Source organism: Actinacidiphila polyblastidii, assembly GCF_036353415.1.
GTDB classification, from domain to species: domain Bacteria; phylum Actinomycetota; class Actinomycetes; order Streptomycetales; family Streptomycetaceae; genus Actinacidiphila; species Actinacidiphila polyblastidii.
Window position 1 is genome coordinate 72,864 of the sequence record NZ_JAZEWV010000007.1, and the last position, 16,007, is coordinate 88,870.

Consider the following 16,007-nt stretch of genomic DNA (forward strand, 5'->3'; position numbering starts at 1 on the left):
GGCGCGGCGGGGACCCCGCGCATCCACGACGACGGGGAGGGCGGAGAGGGAGGCCGGGTGCGGTCAGGCCGCCGGACAGATGGCGCTGGACACGCGGCAGAAGTCGACGTGCGGCCGACCTACCAAGGCGATTCCCGTGCGCGACATGACGAAAGCGTGGCACGACGGTCTCCGGAGCGTCCACCGCTATCCACTATGTGGACCAGATCATCTCACTCAGTGAGACATTGTGGTGTGCGTCACCCGGAACCCGCGACGCCGGTAATTGCCCAGCGCGTACGGCCCGTCGAGCGAGCAGGTGTGCAGCCAGACCCGCGCGGTGTCCTGCCGCCCGCGCCACCGCGCCGCGAGGTCCCAGGCCCGCTCGGTGCCGTACGACAGCAGGTGGCCGCCGATGCCCCGGCCGCGGAAGTCCGGCAGCAGGCCGAAGTACACGATCTCCACCGCGCCCTCGTCCTGCGCGTCCAGCTCCACGTAGCCCGCGGGCGTACCGTGCTCGTACGCCACCCACAGCTCGCAGCCGGGCCGGGCCAGATGCGTCCGCCACTGCTCGGCCGGCCACCCCAGCCGGTCCTTCCAGGAGACGTCCGAGCCGACGGCCGTATACAGAAACCGCCCGAACTCGCCCGACGCCACCTCCGCCCGCACGATCCGCAGACCCGCCCGCTCCTGCGGCGCCACCGCGGGAGTCAGCTCGTCCGGATCGGTCATCTCCAGATACCAGGTGGTCACGGGCGCGGCCGGGGTCGTGGTCATGGCCCTCACCCTACGGTGTGCCGGGCTCAGCCCTCCTCGTCCGGGCGCGCCGCGGCCACCGCGGGAGCCAGCGAATGGGGCAGCAGACCGGCCGGGTCCCGCGGCCGCAGCACCTCGACCTCCACCCCGTCCGCGAAACGGTACGGCCGGTGCGCCAGCACCCCCGCCAGGTTGCGGCGCAGCCGCGACAGTTCGGCGCGCACCGTCACCGCCCGGCCGGCGTCCCCGAACAGGTCCCCGGCCAGCTGCCCGGCCGTACGGCCCTCGCGGTGCATTGCGAGCACGAACAGCAGCTCCGCGTGGCGCGGGCTCAGCGGCAGCGTCCAGCGGCCCGCCGCGCCCACCACCGTCACCTCCCAGTCCCGCGGCCGGCGCACGTCGAGCACCACCCGGCTCGGCTCCGGCGGCTCCTCCTGCGGCCCCACCCGGACCAGCCAGCCGCCGGGCAGCGGTTCGAGCCGGCAGCGGCCCAGCGACGGCAGCCACGCCTGGCCCGCGCGCACCGCGGCGGGCAGCGCCACCCGGCCGGCCGGCGCGACTCCGGTCACCGCGGCCGTCCAGCCGTTGGCGTCCACCACCAGCGCCCGGCCGCCGATCCGCGCCAGGATCGGCGCGGCCGTCGCCCGCAGCCGCTCCACCGCCGCCCAGTGCCGGGCCCGCAGCTCGCCCTCCGCGACCCGCGCCACCGCGGTCACCAGCGACAGCGTCGCCGGATGCAGATTCGCCGCCGGCCCGCTGACGTCCACCACCCCGATCAGCCGGCCGTCCCGCGGATCGTGCAGCGGCGCGGCCGCGCAGGTCCAGCCGTGGTGGGTGCGGACGTAGTGCTCCGCCGAGTGCACCTGCAGCGGGGTGCGGGTGACCAGCGCGGTGCCGATGGCGTTGGTGCCGACGGCCTCCTCGGCCCACGACGCGCCCTCCGCGAAACCCAGCCGGTCCGCGCTCCTGCGCACCGCGACGCTGCCGTCCCGCCACAGCAGCCGGCCCTCCGGGTCGGTGACCACCATGATGTGCCAGGCCGCGTCCGCGACCGAGACCAGGCCCTCGCGCAGCACCGGGAGCACCTCGCCCAGCGGGCTCGACCGCCGCCGGTGCTCGATCTCGTCGGTGCTCAGCACGCTGCCCTGCCGGCCGGCGTCCGGGTCGATGCCCAGCCGCCGCACGCGCGTCCACGACGCGCCGATCACCGCGCGCGGCGCGACCGGCGGCGCGTCCCCCGCCAGGGCGGCCTCTCGCACCGCCGCCCGCAGATGCGGCGGCGTCCGCGGCGCGCGCCCGCCCGACCGCCCCCGTCCACCCGGTGAATGAGCCACGTCGCTCCTGCCCTGCGTCCCTCCCGTACCGCCCGCCTCCCATGCTCCCAGCGGCGCGCGGCGCACCGCAGCCCGATCCGCCATCGCGTGCGGGGCGGCGCGCCCCGCGCCAGGGGGCGCCGCCGTCTGCGCGCGGCCGGGAGCGGCTGCAACCGGCTGCAACGTTTGCGGGCCGGCCCGTCGCCGACGGACAGTGACGCCGCGTCAGCAGGTCGCGGGCACGGCCCGACAGACCGGGGGTGGCGCCGAGTCGGCGCGGCGTCATCCCCCCTCTTCTGCCGGCGGCTCGCCGCCGGGCCCTTCGGCCCGCCGCCTCGGGGGTGGACGCTCGGGATGGGGCGGAGCCACCGGCGTGACGCGCGGCGTCGGGTGGCGTACCGCGCGGCGCCGGCTCAGTGGGGGACCGGGGCGGCGCGCTCCACGACGGCGGGCAGGTCGAGGCCGGCCGGGAGGGTGCCGAAGGTCGCGCCCCAGTCGCGGCCCAGCCGGGAGGCGCAGAAGGCGTCGGCGACCGCGGCGGGGGCGAAGCGGACGAGCAGGGAGCCCTGGAGTACCACCGCCATCCGCTCGACGATCCGGCGGGCGCGGCCCTCGATGCCGTCCAGGTCGCCGAGTTCGGTCAGCAGGTCCTTGACCGCGCCGTCCAGCCGGTGGTCGGCGCCGCGGGCCCGGCCGATCTCGGTGAGGAAGGCGTCGAGCGCGCGCGGCTCGCGCTGCAGCACCCGCAGCACGTCCAGCGCCTGGACGTTGCCCGAGCCCTCCCACACCGAGTTCAGCGGGGACTCGCGGAACAGCCGCGGCATCCCGGACTCCTCCACGTAGCCGTTGCCGCCCAGGCACTCCAGCGCCTCGGCCGCGACCGGCGGGCAGCGCTTGGTCACCCAGAACTTGGTGACGGCCACCGCGAGGCGGCGCAGCGCGCGTTCCTGCTCGGTGTCCGCGTCGTAGGCCGCCGCCAGCCGGAGCGCCGTGGTGGTGGCCGCCTCGGACTCCAGCGCCAGGTCCGCGAGGACGTTGCGCATCAGCGGCTTGTCGATCAGCGGCCCGCCGAAGGCGCTGCGGTGCGCCGCGTGGTGCACCGCCTGCGCCACCGCCTGGCGCATCAGGGCCGCGGAGCCGAGCACGCAGTCCAGCCGGGTCGCCGCGACCATCTCGATGATGGTCGCGACGCCGCGGCCCTCCTCCCCGACCAGCCGCGCCCAGGTGCCGCTGAACTCCACCTCGGACGAGGCGTTGGAGCGGTTGCCGAGCTTGTCCTTCAGCCGCTGGATCGCGAAGGTGTTGCGGGTGCCGTCGGCGAGCACCCGCGGCAGCAGGAAGCAGGACAGCCCTCCCGGCGCCTGCGCCAGCACCAGGAAGCCGTCGGACATCGGCGCGGAGCAGAACCACTTGTGCCCGGTCAGCTGGTAGGTGCCGGACTCGGCGAGGGGCTGCGCGCGCGTGGTGTTGGCGCGTACGTCGGAGCCGCCCTGCTTCTCCGTCATGCCCATCCCGAACAGCGCGCCCGGCTTCGCGCCCGGCGCGACCAGCTGCGGGTCGTAGGCCCGCGAGCCCAGCCGCGGCTCCCACTCGGCGGCCAGCGCCGGGTCGGTGCGCAGCGCGGGCACCGCCGCGTGCGTCATCGACACCGGGCAGCCGTGCCCGGCCTCGACCTGGGACCACACCATGAACCCGGCGGCGCGGCGCAGGTGTCCGCCGGGCCGGGACCAGGCGTCGGTCAGCCCGGCCGACACGGCGTGCCCGAGCAGCCGGTGCCAGGAGGGGTGGAAGTCCACCTCGTCGACGCGGTTGCCGTAGCGGTCGTGGGTGCGCAGCACCGGCTCGTGGGTGTTCGCCTCCTCACCCCACTTCTGCGCCTGGGCGGAACCGGCCGCGCGGCCGAGTTCCCCGAGTTCGCCGGCGATCTCCGGCAGCAGGGCGGGATCGGCGTGCCGCTCCACCCCTTCGGTCAGCGCGCTGTCCGTGCCGTAGACGTCGTGGCCGACCAGCGGCGGAGCCTGGTTCGTCACGGTGTGAGTGAGGGTGCTCATGGCAGCTAACGTAAGGGGGTGCCAGCAGCAGAGGAAAGAAGCCATCGGCGTCCGAGCCGTTGGCGCAGGGCCCGTGCCCTGTACCGGAACGTCTCCAAGCGCAAGGTGGCCTGGCTGCTGCTCAAGGACACGGTCGACTCGTGCATGGAGTACCGCGTCACCGGGCTCGCCGCGGAGGCGGCGTTCTTCGTGCTGCTGTCGCTGCCGCCGCTGCTGCTCGGCCTGGTCGGCGCGCTCGGCTACGTCGACACCGTCATCGGGCTCGACACCATAGACCACATCCGGCAGAACATCCTCAGCGCCTCGACCACCGTGCTCTCCGACAAGGGCGTCAACCAGCTGGTGAAGCCGCTCGTCGACGACGTCTTCCACGGCCGCCGCCCCGACCTGATCTCGCTCGGCTTCCTGATCGCCCTGTGGTCGGGCTCGCGCGCGGTCAACGTCTTCGTCGACACCATCACCATCATGTACGGCCTGGAGGGCCGCCGCGGCATCGTCAGGACCCGGCTGATGTCGCTGGTCCTGTACGTGGTGGCGCTGGTGCTCGGCGCGGCGGTGCTGCCGCTGGTCGTGGTCGGCCCGAACGCGGTGACCGACGTGCTGCCCGGCGGCGCCGGCACCGTGCACGTCCTGTACTGGCCGTTCGTGCTGCTGGCGTCCGTCGCCTTCCTCACCACGCTCTACCACGTGTCGGTGCCGGTCCGCGCGCCCTGGTACGAGGACGTGCCCGGCGCGCTGGTCGCGCTGCTGATGTGGGTGGTCGGCAGTTTCGTGCTGCGGATCTACCTCACGCACGCGGTCGAGGGCCCGACCATCTACGGCTCGCTGGCCGCGCCGGTCGCGGTGCTGCTGTGGATCGGCGTGTCCGCCTTCGCGGTGCTGGTCGGCGCGGCCGTCAACGCGGCCGTCGACCGGGTGTGGCCGTCGCTGGCGACCGCGGCGGCCCGCGAGGAGAACGCGCGGCTGCGGGAGGCGGCGGCCGCGGAGGTGGTGGCCCGCGCCGCCGCCCGCAGGGCCCGCCAGGCGGCCGCCATGGAGGACGAGGACGACGAGGGGGAGCCGCCCGCGGAGTACCCCGAGCGGTGGGCGGACTTCCTGCCGCACGCCGATGTGCGCTCCCGGCTGCGGCGCCGCGCGGACGCCGCCCCGCTGCCGCACCAGCGCGGCCGGCCGGACGCCGAGCGCGCTCAGCAGCGAGGCCAGGGCCAGGGCCAGGGGCAGGGCCAGATTCGGGGCCAGTGGCAGGACCAGGAGCGGGGGCGCCCGCCGGGACCGCCCGGCGCGGCTGCGTCCCCGGCGTCCCCGCCGTTCCCGCCGCCCGGGCCGCCCTACGCGCCCCGGCCGCCGGGCCCGGCGCAGCCGCCGTACCCGCGGCCGCCCGACCACCGGCCCTGAAGCCGGGCCGGCCTTCCTCGCGCGGGCGGCCCGGGGCACCATGGAGGGGTGGGCGGATACCGGGAACGGCGCGGGCGCGCCGCCGGCGTCACCGTGTGGACGCGGACCGGTGGCGGCGGTGACTACCGGGTGCTGCCCGACGGCTGCATGGACCTGATCTGGCACGACGGCGCGCTGCTGGTGGCGGGACCGGACACCGCCGCGCACCTCACCCGGGACGCCCCGGGCTCCCGGTACGCGGGACTGCGCTTCGCGCCCGGCGCCGCGCCCGCCGTGCTGGGCGTCCCGGCGCGGGAACTGCGCGACCTGCGGGTCCCGCTGGACGCGGTGTGGGGCGGCGGCGCGGCCCGCGGGCTCGCCGAGCGCGCGGAGCGGGACCCGGCCGCGGCGCTCGACGCGTGGGCGGCCGAGCGGATGCGGCGGGTGGCGGCCGAGGGGAGCGCGGACGCGCTGCCCCGGGCGGTCGCCGCGCAGCTGGCGGCCGGGCGGACGGTGGCCGCCGTCGCGGCGGGCAGCGGACTCGGCGAGCGGCAGTTGCGCCGCCGCTGCGAGGCCGCCTTCGGCTACGGCCCCAAGACGCTGGCCCGGGTGCTGCGCCTGCAGCGCGCCCTCGAACTGGCCCGCCGCGGCGTCGCCTTCGCCTCCGTCGCGGCCGAGGCGGGCTACGCCGACCAGCCCCATCTGGCCCGCGAGGTCAGGGCGTTGACCGGGCTGCCGCTGGGCGAGCTGGTCCCGCCGACGCCGGGCGCCGATGAGGCCGGGCGCCGATGAGGCCGGGCGCGGCTGAGGTCAGGCACCGGTGAGGCCGGGCAGCGCCGAGGCCGGGCCCGGCGCTCAGGCCAGGGCGGCGAAGAGGTCCACGGCGTTGCCGTCCGGGTCGTGGACGACGGCGTAGCGCTGGCCCCAGAAGGCGTCCCACGGCTTGAGCCGGCCGTGGTAGCCGGCCTCGGTCAGCTCGGCGTAGACCGTGTCGACGCCGTCGGGCGAGCCGCAGTCGAAGGCCGGCGAGATCCGGCTGCCGGTCGCGGGGGACCAGTCGGGGTCGAAGGAGCGGACGGTCTCCACCGTGTCCCAGGCGAGCCGCAGGCCGCCGGGCAGCGTCGCCTCGGCGTGCGGGGCGGCGTCCGCGTCCGGCGGCACGTCGATGCCCAGCCGGCGGTAGAAGGCCAGTGAGGCCGCCATGTCGGCGACCACCAGGCCGATCAGGTCCAGTCGCGGGGAAAGGCGCGGTGCGCTGCGTGGTGCGTTCATGTCGGCCACGCTAGACCGCGCGGCGGCCGGGGTCTTGAACGAAACGGACGTCTCGCCGGTCAGCGCTCTTCCGGGTCACGGATTCGGTCGCGAGTCATTGACATGAACATAGTCTAGACCTTTGAATCGGCCGCACAGGCGCACGTCCCCACCGTCGCCCACAGGAAGGCCCCCACATGATCAGACGTCGCACGGCGACCCCCGCGTCCGCCCCGACCCGCACCGCGCTCCGCACCCTGGTACGGCTGTTCGCCCTGATCGCCGTGCTGCTCGGCGTGCAGGCAGGACCGGCGCACTCCGCGGGGGCGGCCTCCGCCTTCAAGGTGATCGCCTTCTACGACGGCACGTACGACGCGGCGCACATCAGCTTCGACCACGAGGCGAACGCGTGGTTCCCGCAGCAGGGCGCCGCCAACGGCTTCAGCTACACCTCCACCACCGACTGGAGCCAGCTCAACACCGCGAACCTGGCCAACTACCAGGTGGTGATGTTCCTCGACGACTACCCGCAGACCGCGGCCCAGCGGTCGGCGTTCCAGACGTACGTCCAGAACGGCGGCGGCTTCATCGGCTTCCACGTCTCGGCGTTCACCACCGACACCAGCGACTGGCCCTGGTACCACAACACGTTCCTCGGGACGGGCACGTTCCAGACCAACTCCTGGGGTCCCACGCAGGAGACGCTGAAGATCGAGGACCGCAACCACGCGGCGACGGCGGGCCTGCCGGCCACCATCACCTCGTCGGTCAGCGAGTGGTACAGCTGGCAGAACGACCTGCGGCAGAACCCGAACATCGACATCCTGGCGTCGATGGACCCGTCGACCTTCCCGGTCGGCACCGACCCCAACCAGACGTGGTACAGCGGCTATTACCCGATCGTCTGGTCGAACCGCAACTACAAGATGGTCTACAACAACTTCGGGCACAACGCGATGGACTACTCGACGAACACCACCCTGTCGTCGACCTTCGCCAGCGCCCAGCAGGACCAGCTGCTGCTCCAGGAGATCAAGTGGGCGGCCGGCCAGGGCGGTCCCGTCACCCCGCCGCCCGGAAACGCTTCCGGACCGATCAGCGGCTACGGCGGCAAGTGCGTGGACGTCGCGAGCGCCAGCTCCGCGAACGGCACCGCGGTCCAGCTGTACGACTGCAACGGCACCAACGCGCAGACCTGGACGGTCGGTTCCGACGGCACCCTCAAGGCGCTGGGCAAGTGCATGGACGTCACCGCGGCCGGCACCGCCAACGGCACCAAGGTCCAGCTGTACGACTGCAACGGCACCACCGCCCAGCACTGGACCCGCAGCGGCGCCACCCTGGTGAACGCCGGCTCGGGCAAGTGCCTGGACGCCACCGGGCCCAGCTCCGCCAACGGCACCCGGCTGCAGATCTGGACCTGCACCGGTTCCGCCAACCAGAGCTGGACGCTGCCCAGTTGATCCACCCCGCAGGAAGGCGCGGGCCCTGGGGAACCTCCCGGGGCCCGCGCCGCTTCATCCGCGGCCCCGCGCCACCGCTCCTGTGCGACAGCCGGCCCGGCCCGCTCGGGCGGGTCAGGCCGGATAGGCGTGTGTCCGGTCCGCCTCTACCGCGGCCCACACCTCGGCGCCCTGGTGCAGGGCCAGTTCGGCCACCGCGACCGCGGTGAGGTCCGCGGCCAGCGGCAGTTCGCCGCCGGCTCCGGCCAGCGCGACCCTGATCCGGTCGCCGCGCGACTCCAGGCCGGTGACCCGGGTCCGCCAGGCGTTGTGCGCGCGGTCCTGCGGCCGCCGGGCGTGCAGCGTCACCGCGGCGGGCGGGAAGGCCACGAAGGCCGGTCCGGACAGCTTCTCCGCGGTGGTCAGGGCCAGTTCGGGTCCGAGCGTCACGACATCGCCCTCCGCCCGGCCGCGGTAGAGGTTGAGTCCGACCAGCCGGGCGACGTAGTCGGTGCGCGGGCGGTGGGCGATCTCCGCCGGTGTGCCCTGCTGGACGATCGCGCCCTGCTCGACCACCACCAGCCGGTCGGCGAGCACCATCGCGTCCAGCGGATCGTGCGTGACCAGCACCGCCACCGCCTCGAACGCCGCGAGGTGGCGGCGCAGTTCGGCCCGCACGTCCAGCCGGGTGCCGGCGTCCAGCGCGGCCAGCGGCTCGTCGAGCAGCAGCAGCCGCGGCGCGGTGGCCAGCGCCCTGGCCAGCGCGACGCGCTGGGCCTGCCCGCCGGACAGCCGCCGCGGTCGGGCGTGCGCGTGCTCCGCCAGGCCCATCCGGTCCAGCAGCTCCGCGGCCAGCGCGCGCGCCTGCGCCTTGCCGGTGCCGTGGCAGCGCGGCCCGAAGGCGACGTTGTCCAGCGCGCTCAGGTGCGGGAAGAGCAGGTAGTCCTGGAAGATCACGCCGCACGGCCGGTGCTCGGCCGGCACCCGCAGCCGCCGCGCGGGCTCCTCCAACGGCACGCCGTCCAGCCGCAGATGGCCGCCCGTGAGGGGGGTGAGGCCGGCCAGTGCGCGCAGCGCCGTGGTCTTGCCCGCGCCGTTCGGCCCGAGCAGCGCCAGCACCTCGCCGGGGGCCGCCGTCAGCGACACGTCGAGCCGGAAGGCCCCCCGGTCCAGCACCAGCCGTGCGTCCAGCCCGGTGCCGTCGCCCGTGGCGTGGCCGCTGAGGGCGCCGGCGCGGGTGCCGCTCCCGCCGGGGCTCATGCCGCGCCCGCCCCGGTCCAGCGCTCCCGCAGCCCGGCGAGCACCGCCACCGACACCGCGAGCAGCACCAGGCTCAGCGCGATGGCCGCGTCCGGGTCGTCCTGCAGCGCCAGGTAGACCGACAGCGGCATCGTCTGGGTGCGGCCGGGGAAACTGCCGGCGAAGGTGATCGTCGCGCCGAACTCGCCGAGCGCCCTGGCCCAGGCCAGCACCGCGCCGGCCGCCACGCCGGGCGCGATCAGCGGCAGCGTGACCCGGCGGAAGGCGGTGAAGCGCGACGCCCCCAGCGTCGCGGCGGCCTCCTCGTACCGCGCGTCGGCGGCGCGCAGCGTGCCCTCCACGCTGATCACCAGGAACGGCATCGCCACGAACGCCTCGGCGACCACCACGCCCGCGGTGGTGAAGGGCAGGGTGACGCCGAACCAGGAGTCGAGCCAGCGGCCCACCACGCCGTTGCGGCCGAGCGCCAGCAGCAGCGCGACACCGCCCACCACCGGCGGCAGCACCAGCGGCAGCGTCACCAGGGCCCGTACGATCCGGCGGCCGGGGAAGCGGGTGCGGGCCAGCAGCCAGGCCAGCGGCACACCGAGGACCAGGGCCACCCCGGTCGCCGAGCTCGCGGTCTCCAGCGACAGCCGCAGCGCCTGCCACACCGCGGCCGAGGTCAGCTGGTCCGGCATCGACCGCCACGGCGCGCGGATCACCAGCGCGAGCAGCGGCACCAGCAGGAACGCCAGGCCGAGCAGGGCGGGAAGCAGCAGCGGCAGCGGGACGCCACCGGACCGCGGCCGCGGACGACGGACCCGGCCGGGAGCGGCAGGACCGGCGTCCGCGGACCGCACGGCACCCCTCACGGGTTGAGGAAGCCCGCCTGGCTGAGCACCTGGCGCCCCTGCGCGGACGTCACCAGGGCGATGAAGGCCTGCGCCGCCGTCGGGTTCGGGGCGTCCTTGAGCGCGACGATCGGGTAGGCGTTGATCGCCTTCGCCGACTCGGGGAACTCCACGCCGTCGACCTTGCCGCCGGCCGCCTTGACGTCCGTGCGGTAGACCACCGACGCGTCGACCTCCTTCAACTCCACCTTCGTCAGCGCCGACTTCACGTCCTGCTCGTACGACACCGGGGTCAGCTTCAGGCCGCTCGCGGTCAGCGCGGTCTGCGCGGCGGCGCCGCACGGCACGGTCTTGGCGCACAGCGCGACCTTCAGCCCCGGGCCGGTCAGGTCCTTCAGCGTGGTGACGTGCCGCGGATTGCCCGGCAGGGTGGCGATCTCCAGCTGGTTGCGCACGAAGGTGGTGGGGGCGCCCACGCCGTCGCCGGCGCCGGTGACGGTCTTCATCGTCTTGGGGCTGGCCGCCGCGAAGACGTCGGCGGGCGCACCGCCGGTGATGCTCGCCGCGAGCGTGTCGCTGCCGCCGAAGCTGAAGACCACCTTCGCCCCGGGGTACGCCTTCGTGAAGTCCTCACCCAGCGTCGTGAAGCTCTCCTTCAGCGAGGCCGCGGCGAAGACCACCACGGTCCCCTTCACCTGCGACGAGGCGGAGGCGGAAGCCGAGGGCGACCCCGTCGGGGTCGCGGAGGAGTCCGAGGTCTTGCCGTCGTCCGAGGACGAGCAGGCGCTCAGCGCCAGCAGCAGGGCGGCGGCACCGGCGGCGGCGGCGCCCAGGGCGCGGCGCCGCGCGGAACGGGTGGTCACAGAATGTCTCCCTCACTGATACGGCTATGCCGATGATATTGCCGCATCTGCGAGGCAGACGTCTCCTGGACCATTGCATAATCCGAACGATCGCCGCTCCTGGGCTCGCTTGTGCGATCCTCCGATGCCGCCGTCGGCGGGGCCGGCCCGGCCCCGCCCGCTCAGCCCGCCCGTTCACCTGCGCAGCGACGCCTGCGTGACCGGGGCCGGCCGCGGCAGCCGCACGCCGTCCACGGTGAGGTCGACGCGCTCGTTGTAGAAGCACATCAGCCCCGCGATCGGCAGCAGCTGCCGGGTCGGGAAGCTGTACGACCAGGCGATGTCCCGATGGGTGCCGGCCGGGGTGTGCGCCGACCAGTAACCGGTCGTGGTGCCCTTGTACGGGCAGGCGGTCACGGTGGCGGACGGCTCCAGCCGGGTCAGGTCGGCGTGCACCCGGTCCACGTAGTATCGGGTGGGCAGCCCGGTCTCGAAGACCGTCACGCACGACGGTGCGTCAGCGAGCAGCACCCCGTCCACCTCCACCCGCACCCGCCGGCCGGAGCGCAGCGCGTCGACCCGGGTGTAGGGGCTCCGCGGGTGCACGAAGACCTGCTCGTCCTCCTCGAACCACGCGTCGAGCGCGTCCCACTCGAAGCGGACGGTGCCCGCGAGGTCCGGCGCCGCGTCCTCGCCCCACACCCACGCCGCGCCGGTGCGCAACTCGCCGTCCAGCCGCAGGCCGTGCCGCCGCGCGGTGCCGGGCGCCCTCTTCTCCTCGTGGCCCTCGTCGATCAGTTCGGCCCCGGTCAGATCGGCCACCGGCACGCTGTACTGCGGATAGCCGGGCCACTCCCACACGTAGCGGGCCTGCTCGGTGTCCAGCACCGGCCGGCCGCCCGCGAAGGCGCGGATGCGGCGCGGCACCGGCTCGGTGTGCCCCGCCGGGACGATCAGCCCGGGATAGTTCTGGGCGGGGTCGGTACGGACGGGTTGCACCATGCTGGCTGCCCTCCTCGGCTGCGGGTCCCCGTGCCCTCCCGCCCAGGATCGCAGAGCCCGCGCCTCCTGGCACCCGGTGCCAGGAAGCGCGGGCCCGTTCCCCGCCGGCCGGTCAGCCGGCCGGCGGGGTCGAACGGTCCGGCCGGCCGGCGGTCAGCCGGTCGCCCAGCTGGTCAGCCCCGCACCGTAGGCGTACAGCGGGTTGCCGTACGTCGTCGGCACGGTCTGGCCGGCGTCGATCTTCGCCCGGATGTCCGCGCGCTCCGCGGCGGTCGCGCCGAGGTCGTACGGCAGGTCCCACGCCTCGTTGGCGTCGGCCGGATTGTCGCCGCCGCCCGGCTTGAGCACCTGGTCCAGGCTGCGCGGCAACTGCCAGGGCAGGTGGCCGTGCGGGGTGAAGTCCCCGAAGAGCAGGCTGGCGGTGGCCGGCCCGACCTCCTCGCCGCCGCGGTAGGTCACCACGATGGCGTCCGCCAGGTTGTTCCAGTCGCTGGTCACGATCGGCCGCGGCAGCGTCAGCACGACCACCACCGGGATGCCCTGGCTCTTGAAGTTCTGGATCAGGGCGAGCTGGTCGGCCGGCAGATAGGGCTGCGTGTCCGGCCAGGACGTGGCGTGGGTGTACGACGGCTCGCCCACGTTCACGATCGCCAGCTTCGGCGAGGGTCCGGTGTCCTGGTAGACGTTGACCCCCGCGGTCGCCGCTCTCTTCTTGATCGCGTCGAGCATGTCCAGCGAGCCGTAGTCCGGGTGGAAGTAGCTGGACCAGATGCAGCACGACGCGCCGTCGGTGGCCCGGGGGCCCGCGACCACGATGTTGTCGCCCGCGTTCAGCTTCACCGGCAGCACGCCGTCGTTCTTCAGCACGGTGTCCGACTCGCGCGCCGCCTGGTTGGCCAGCTGCACGTAGCTCGGCTGGTGGAAGCGGTACGGGCCGTTCACCGGGTCGCCGTACGGGTGGTCGAAGACACCCAGCTCGAACTTGAGCTTCAGGATGCGCGACACCGCGTCGTTGATCCTGGCCAGCGGCACCTGCTGCTCGAAGCCGGCCATGGTGAACCCGGTGGCGCCCGGGTCGGCGCCGCCCATCACGTCGGAGCCGGCGTTGGCCGCGTTGACCCATGCGCCCGACGGCAGCCAGTCGGTGGTGATCAGACCGGTGTACCCGAGGTTCTGCCGCAGGTAGGTGAGGATCTTCGCGCTGTCACCCGCGCCGGGGCCGCCCGGGTCCAGGTACGAACTGCCCGCGTAGCCCGGCATGATGTTGACCGCGCCGGCCTCCATCGCCGCCTTGAACGGGATCATGTGGTACTTGATCGTCACCCCGTCGTAGACGATGCCGGCCTCGCCGCCGGCGCCCTCGCCCGGCCAGTGCTTGACGGTGGCCAGCACCGAGCCCGGGTTCAGCTCCGGGCCGCCCTGCAACCCGGCCACCAGCGCCCGCAGTTGGGCCGCGGCCACGTCGGCGTTCTCGCCGCCGCCCTCCTGGATGCGCGGGTAGAGCACCTTCGTGCCCACCTCGGCCAGCGGCGACAGGGTGCCGCGCGCCCCGACCTCCAGCTCCTCCTCGCGCTGCATGTTGCCCAACTGGTAGTCCAGCGGGTAGTCCTTGCCCGCCGCCAGGGTGCTCTGCAGCGGGTACGTGGTCTGGTAGCCCGCGGTGGTGTCGCCCGCGGACACCGGCGGGATGCCGAGCCGGGTCGCAGCCGTGGACAGCAGCACGTTGTTCAGGTCGGCGGGCTGCGCCGGGCCGAAGTGCCAGCCCGACAGCGGGAACTGCTGGACGTTGTAGAACATCTGGTACGCCTTCTCCTCCAGCGTCATCCGCCCGAGAAGGTCGCTCACCCGCGTGTCGACCGACAGCCGCCAGTCCTCGTACGGCTCGATCGTGCCGTCCTTGTTCAGGTCACGGGCGCCGTTGACGACGTTCACCCCGTCGGCGACCTGCTCGATGTCCGGCAGGTAGACGCTGAACTGGCGGATGGTGGAGGTGGTCCTGGCCCCCGATCCGCTCACCGCGACCACGTACCACTTGTACGTCCACCGGTCGGTGATGTCCCACGTCGGCGTGTAGGTGGTGCCGGTGGGCTCGGCGACCTTGGTGTAGAGGTCGAGCAGGTTGCCGGAGGCGGTGAAGTCGTAGTCGGTGCGGCTGATGTTGATCCACACCTCGTAGTGCGCGGTCCCCGCGACGGCCGCCCAGGACAGCGCGGGCCTGCGGGTGTTGGAGACCATCGCCTTGTCGCCGGGCGCGGAGAGCTGGAACTGCCCCGTCGTGGCGGGCGCCTTGGTCGGCCCGGAGAGCAGCGGCGGGGTGGCGGTGGAGGCGTCCACCGTGCCGTAGACCTGGAACTCCCAGAGCGAGTAGCCGTATCCGGTGGCCCTGGCGGTGCCGGTCAGCCGCACGTAGCGGCCCTTGCCGGTGAGCGGGAGCTTCTCGACGCCGCCCTTGCCCGTGGTCGTGGTGTACAGGGGCGTCCACGCGGTGCCGTTGTCCGACACGTCGATGTGGTACGCGGTGCCGTAAGCGGACTCCCAGTTGAGCACGATGCCGCTGATGGTGCCGCTGCCCCCCAGGTCGACCTGGAGCCACTGGGGGTCGGTGTAGAGGCTGGACCAGCGGGTGTCGGTGCGGCCGTCCAGCGCCGCGGCGGGGGCGTTGCCGCCCTCGTAGGAGGAGGCGGACACCTGCTTGTAGGCGGAGATCACCGAGCCGGAGAAGTCGCCGCCGCCGGGGTTGCCGGTGCCGCCGGTGTCACCGCCGGTCGCGCCGCCGTTGCCACCGGTGGTGCCGGAGCCGGTGTAGACCTCGAACTCCCAGAGCGAGTAGCCGTATCCGGTGCCGCGCGCGGTGCCGTACAGCCGCACGTACCGGCCGGTGCCGTTGACGGAGAGCGTCTGCACGCCGCCCGCGCCGGTGGTGGTGGAGTAGACGTCGGTCCAGTTCTGCGCGTCGCCCGAGACCTGGATCTTGAACGTCTTGCCGTACGCGTTCTCCCAGTTGAGCACCACCTTGCAGACGGAGGTGCTCGCGCCCAGGTCCACCTGGAGCCACTGCGGGTCGGCGGCCGCGCTGGACCAGCGGGTCCCGGCGTTGCCGTCGAACGCGGAGGCGGCCGGGGTGCCGGCGTTCTCCGTCGAGGAGGTGGTGGCCGGGTGGTTCAGCGCCGCGTTCGCGGTGCCGCAGCCGGACGCCGTACCGGCGCTGCCGTAGACCTGGAACTCCCACAGCGAGTAGCCGTATCCGGTGCCGCGGGCGGTCCCGTACAGCCGGACATAACGCCCGGAACCGTTTACGGAAAGCGTCTGCACGCCGCCCGCGCCGGTGGTGGTGGAGTAGACGTCGGTCCAGTTCTGGGCGTCGCCCGAGACCTGGATCTTGAACGTCTTGCCGTACGCGTTCTCCCAGTTGAGCACCACCGAGCTGATCGTCGCGGTGCTGCCGAGGTCGACCTGGAGCCACTGCGGGTCGGCGGCCGCGCTCGACCAGCGGGTGCCGGTGTCGCCGTCGACGGCCGCCGAGGCGGGCGTGCCCGCGTTCTCCGTCGACGACGCGGTGGCCGTCTTGCCCTGGGACAGCAGCGTGTCCGCCGCCTGCGCGGTCCCTGAGGTCGCGCTGAGCGCGCCGCCGATCGCCAGCGCCATCACCGCGATGATGGCCACCAGCGGTCTGTGCCGCCTCGTACTTCGCAAAAGGAACGCCAACAGGCTCATCTGCATCTCCACGGAAGGTGCCGCCTGCCGGCGGCTGGGGGGACCTCGGAACGCCGGTCGCGGCGTCCGGAGTTGACATGGGAGAGCGCTCTCCCGGGAGTCTCGCGGCGAGCCCGAACCCGTGTCAATCCCTGTGCACCCGCTGTGCACGGCAGCCGGCCGCGCCGGCGGCCGGCTGGGCGACCGCGTG

General features: G+C 74.1%; 13 protein-coding genes. 3 read left to right on the forward strand and 10 right to left on the reverse strand.

The window, feature by feature from the left end; translation table 11 throughout:
* Positions 1 to 63 precede the first annotated feature (63 nt).
* The 4 genes from V2S66_RS11365 to V2S66_RS11380 form a co-directional block, all read right to left on the reverse strand.
* Positions 64 to 147: a putative leader peptide gene (locus V2S66_RS11365; protein ID WP_322935262.1), complete on the reverse strand. Its 84-nt coding sequence runs from the start codon at positions 145 to 147 to the stop codon at positions 64 to 66.
* A gap of 69 nt (positions 148 to 216) precedes the next feature.
* Complete coding sequence (locus V2S66_RS11370; RefSeq protein ID WP_330794497.1) at positions 217 to 756, reverse strand: GNAT family N-acetyltransferase; 540 nt, start codon at positions 754 to 756, stop codon at positions 217 to 219.
* Positions 757 to 782: 26 nt separating this feature from the next.
* Positions 783 to 1,994, reverse strand: a complete 1,212-nt coding sequence (locus V2S66_RS11375) for a GAF domain-containing protein (RefSeq protein ID WP_413966358.1) — start codon at positions 1,992 to 1,994, stop codon at positions 783 to 785.
* A gap of 467 nt (positions 1,995 to 2,461) precedes the next feature.
* On the reverse strand, positions 2,462 to 4,099 hold the full coding sequence (locus tag V2S66_RS11380; protein ID WP_330794499.1) for an acyl-CoA dehydrogenase family protein: 1,638 nt from the start codon (positions 4,097 to 4,099) through the stop codon (positions 2,462 to 2,464).
* Positions 4,100 to 4,117: 18 nt separating this feature from the next.
* Between V2S66_RS11380 and V2S66_RS11385 the strand changes: the two genes are divergently transcribed.
* Together V2S66_RS11385 and V2S66_RS11390 are read left to right on the forward strand one after the other, a co-directional pair.
* A complete protein-coding gene (locus tag V2S66_RS11385; RefSeq protein ID WP_330794500.1) occupies positions 4,118 to 5,494 on the forward strand; it encodes a YihY/virulence factor BrkB family protein in 1,377 nt (458 codons plus the stop codon).
* Positions 5,495 to 5,542: 48 nt separating this feature from the next.
* A complete protein-coding gene (locus V2S66_RS11390; RefSeq protein ID WP_330794501.1) occupies positions 5,543 to 6,265 on the forward strand; it encodes a helix-turn-helix transcriptional regulator in 723 nt (240 codons plus the stop codon).
* 63 nt (positions 6,266 to 6,328) lie between these two features.
* Here V2S66_RS11390 and V2S66_RS11395 read toward each other — a convergent pair whose 3' ends face one another.
* Positions 6,329 to 6,745, reverse strand: a complete 417-nt coding sequence (locus V2S66_RS11395) for a VOC family protein (RefSeq protein ID WP_330794502.1) — start codon at positions 6,743 to 6,745, stop codon at positions 6,329 to 6,331.
* Positions 6,746 to 6,921: 176 nt separating this feature from the next.
* On the opposite strand from V2S66_RS11395, the gene V2S66_RS11400 reads away from it, so the two are divergent.
* Positions 6,922 to 8,187: a ThuA domain-containing protein gene (locus tag V2S66_RS11400; RefSeq protein WP_330794503.1), complete on the forward strand. Its 1,266-nt coding sequence runs from the start codon at positions 6,922 to 6,924 to the stop codon at positions 8,185 to 8,187.
* A gap of 114 nt (positions 8,188 to 8,301) precedes the next feature.
* On the opposite strand, the gene V2S66_RS11405 is transcribed toward V2S66_RS11400, so the two are convergent.
* From V2S66_RS11405 to V2S66_RS34515, 5 genes are all read right to left on the reverse strand, one after another.
* The gene (locus tag V2S66_RS11405) at positions 8,302 to 9,426 is read right to left on the reverse strand and encodes an ABC transporter ATP-binding protein (RefSeq protein ID WP_330794504.1); all 1,125 of its coding nucleotides are present in this window, start codon (positions 9,424 to 9,426) and stop codon (positions 8,302 to 8,304) included.
* Complete coding sequence (locus V2S66_RS11410) at positions 9,423 to 10,268, reverse strand: ABC transporter permease (RefSeq protein WP_330794505.1); 846 nt, start codon at positions 10,266 to 10,268, stop codon at positions 9,423 to 9,425. Before V2S66_RS11410 ends, V2S66_RS11405 begins: the two co-directional genes overlap by 4 nt.
* Positions 10,269 to 10,276: 8 nt before the next feature.
* Positions 10,277 to 11,122 carry a molybdate ABC transporter substrate-binding protein gene (gene modA, locus V2S66_RS11415; protein ID WP_330794506.1) on the reverse strand — a complete coding sequence of 282 codons (846 nt, stop codon included), beginning with the start codon at positions 11,120 to 11,122 and terminating at the stop codon, positions 10,277 to 10,279.
* A gap of 174 nt (positions 11,123 to 11,296) precedes the next feature.
* The gene (locus V2S66_RS11420; protein ID WP_330794507.1) at positions 11,297 to 12,103 is read right to left on the reverse strand and encodes a DUF427 domain-containing protein; all 807 of its coding nucleotides are present in this window, start codon (positions 12,101 to 12,103) and stop codon (positions 11,297 to 11,299) included.
* Positions 12,104 to 12,256: 153 nt separating this feature from the next.
* A complete protein-coding gene (locus V2S66_RS34515; protein WP_461949943.1) occupies positions 12,257 to 15,766 on the reverse strand; it encodes a discoidin domain-containing protein in 3,510 nt (1,169 codons plus the stop codon).
* Positions 15,767 to 16,007 lie beyond the last annotated feature (241 nt).

Excerpts from the sequence above, each read along its gene's own strand:
- V2S66_RS11395 (WP_330794502.1), bottom strand. The coding sequence starts at position 6,745 with ATGAACGCACCACGCAGCGCACCGCGCCTTTCCCCGCGACTGGACCTG.
- V2S66_RS11365 (WP_322935262.1), bottom strand. The coding sequence starts at position 147 with ATGTCGCGCACGGGAATCGCCTTGGTAGGTCGGCCGCACGTCGACTTC.
- V2S66_RS11420 (WP_330794507.1), bottom strand. The coding sequence starts at position 12,103 with ATGGTGCAACCCGTCCGTACCGACCCCGCCCAGAACTATCCCGGGCTG.
- V2S66_RS11370 (WP_330794497.1), bottom strand. The coding sequence starts at position 756 with ATGACCACGACCCCGGCCGCGCCCGTGACCACCTGGTATCTGGAGATG.
- V2S66_RS11405 (WP_330794504.1), bottom strand. The coding sequence starts at position 9,426 with ATGAGCCCCGGCGGGAGCGGCACCCGCGCCGGCGCCCTCAGCGGCCAC.
- V2S66_RS11380 (WP_330794499.1), bottom strand. The coding sequence starts at position 4,099 with ATGAGCACCCTCACTCACACCGTGACGAACCAGGCTCCGCCGCTGGTC.
- V2S66_RS11400 (WP_330794503.1), top strand. The coding sequence starts at position 6,922 with ATGATCAGACGTCGCACGGCGACCCCCGCGTCCGCCCCGACCCGCACC.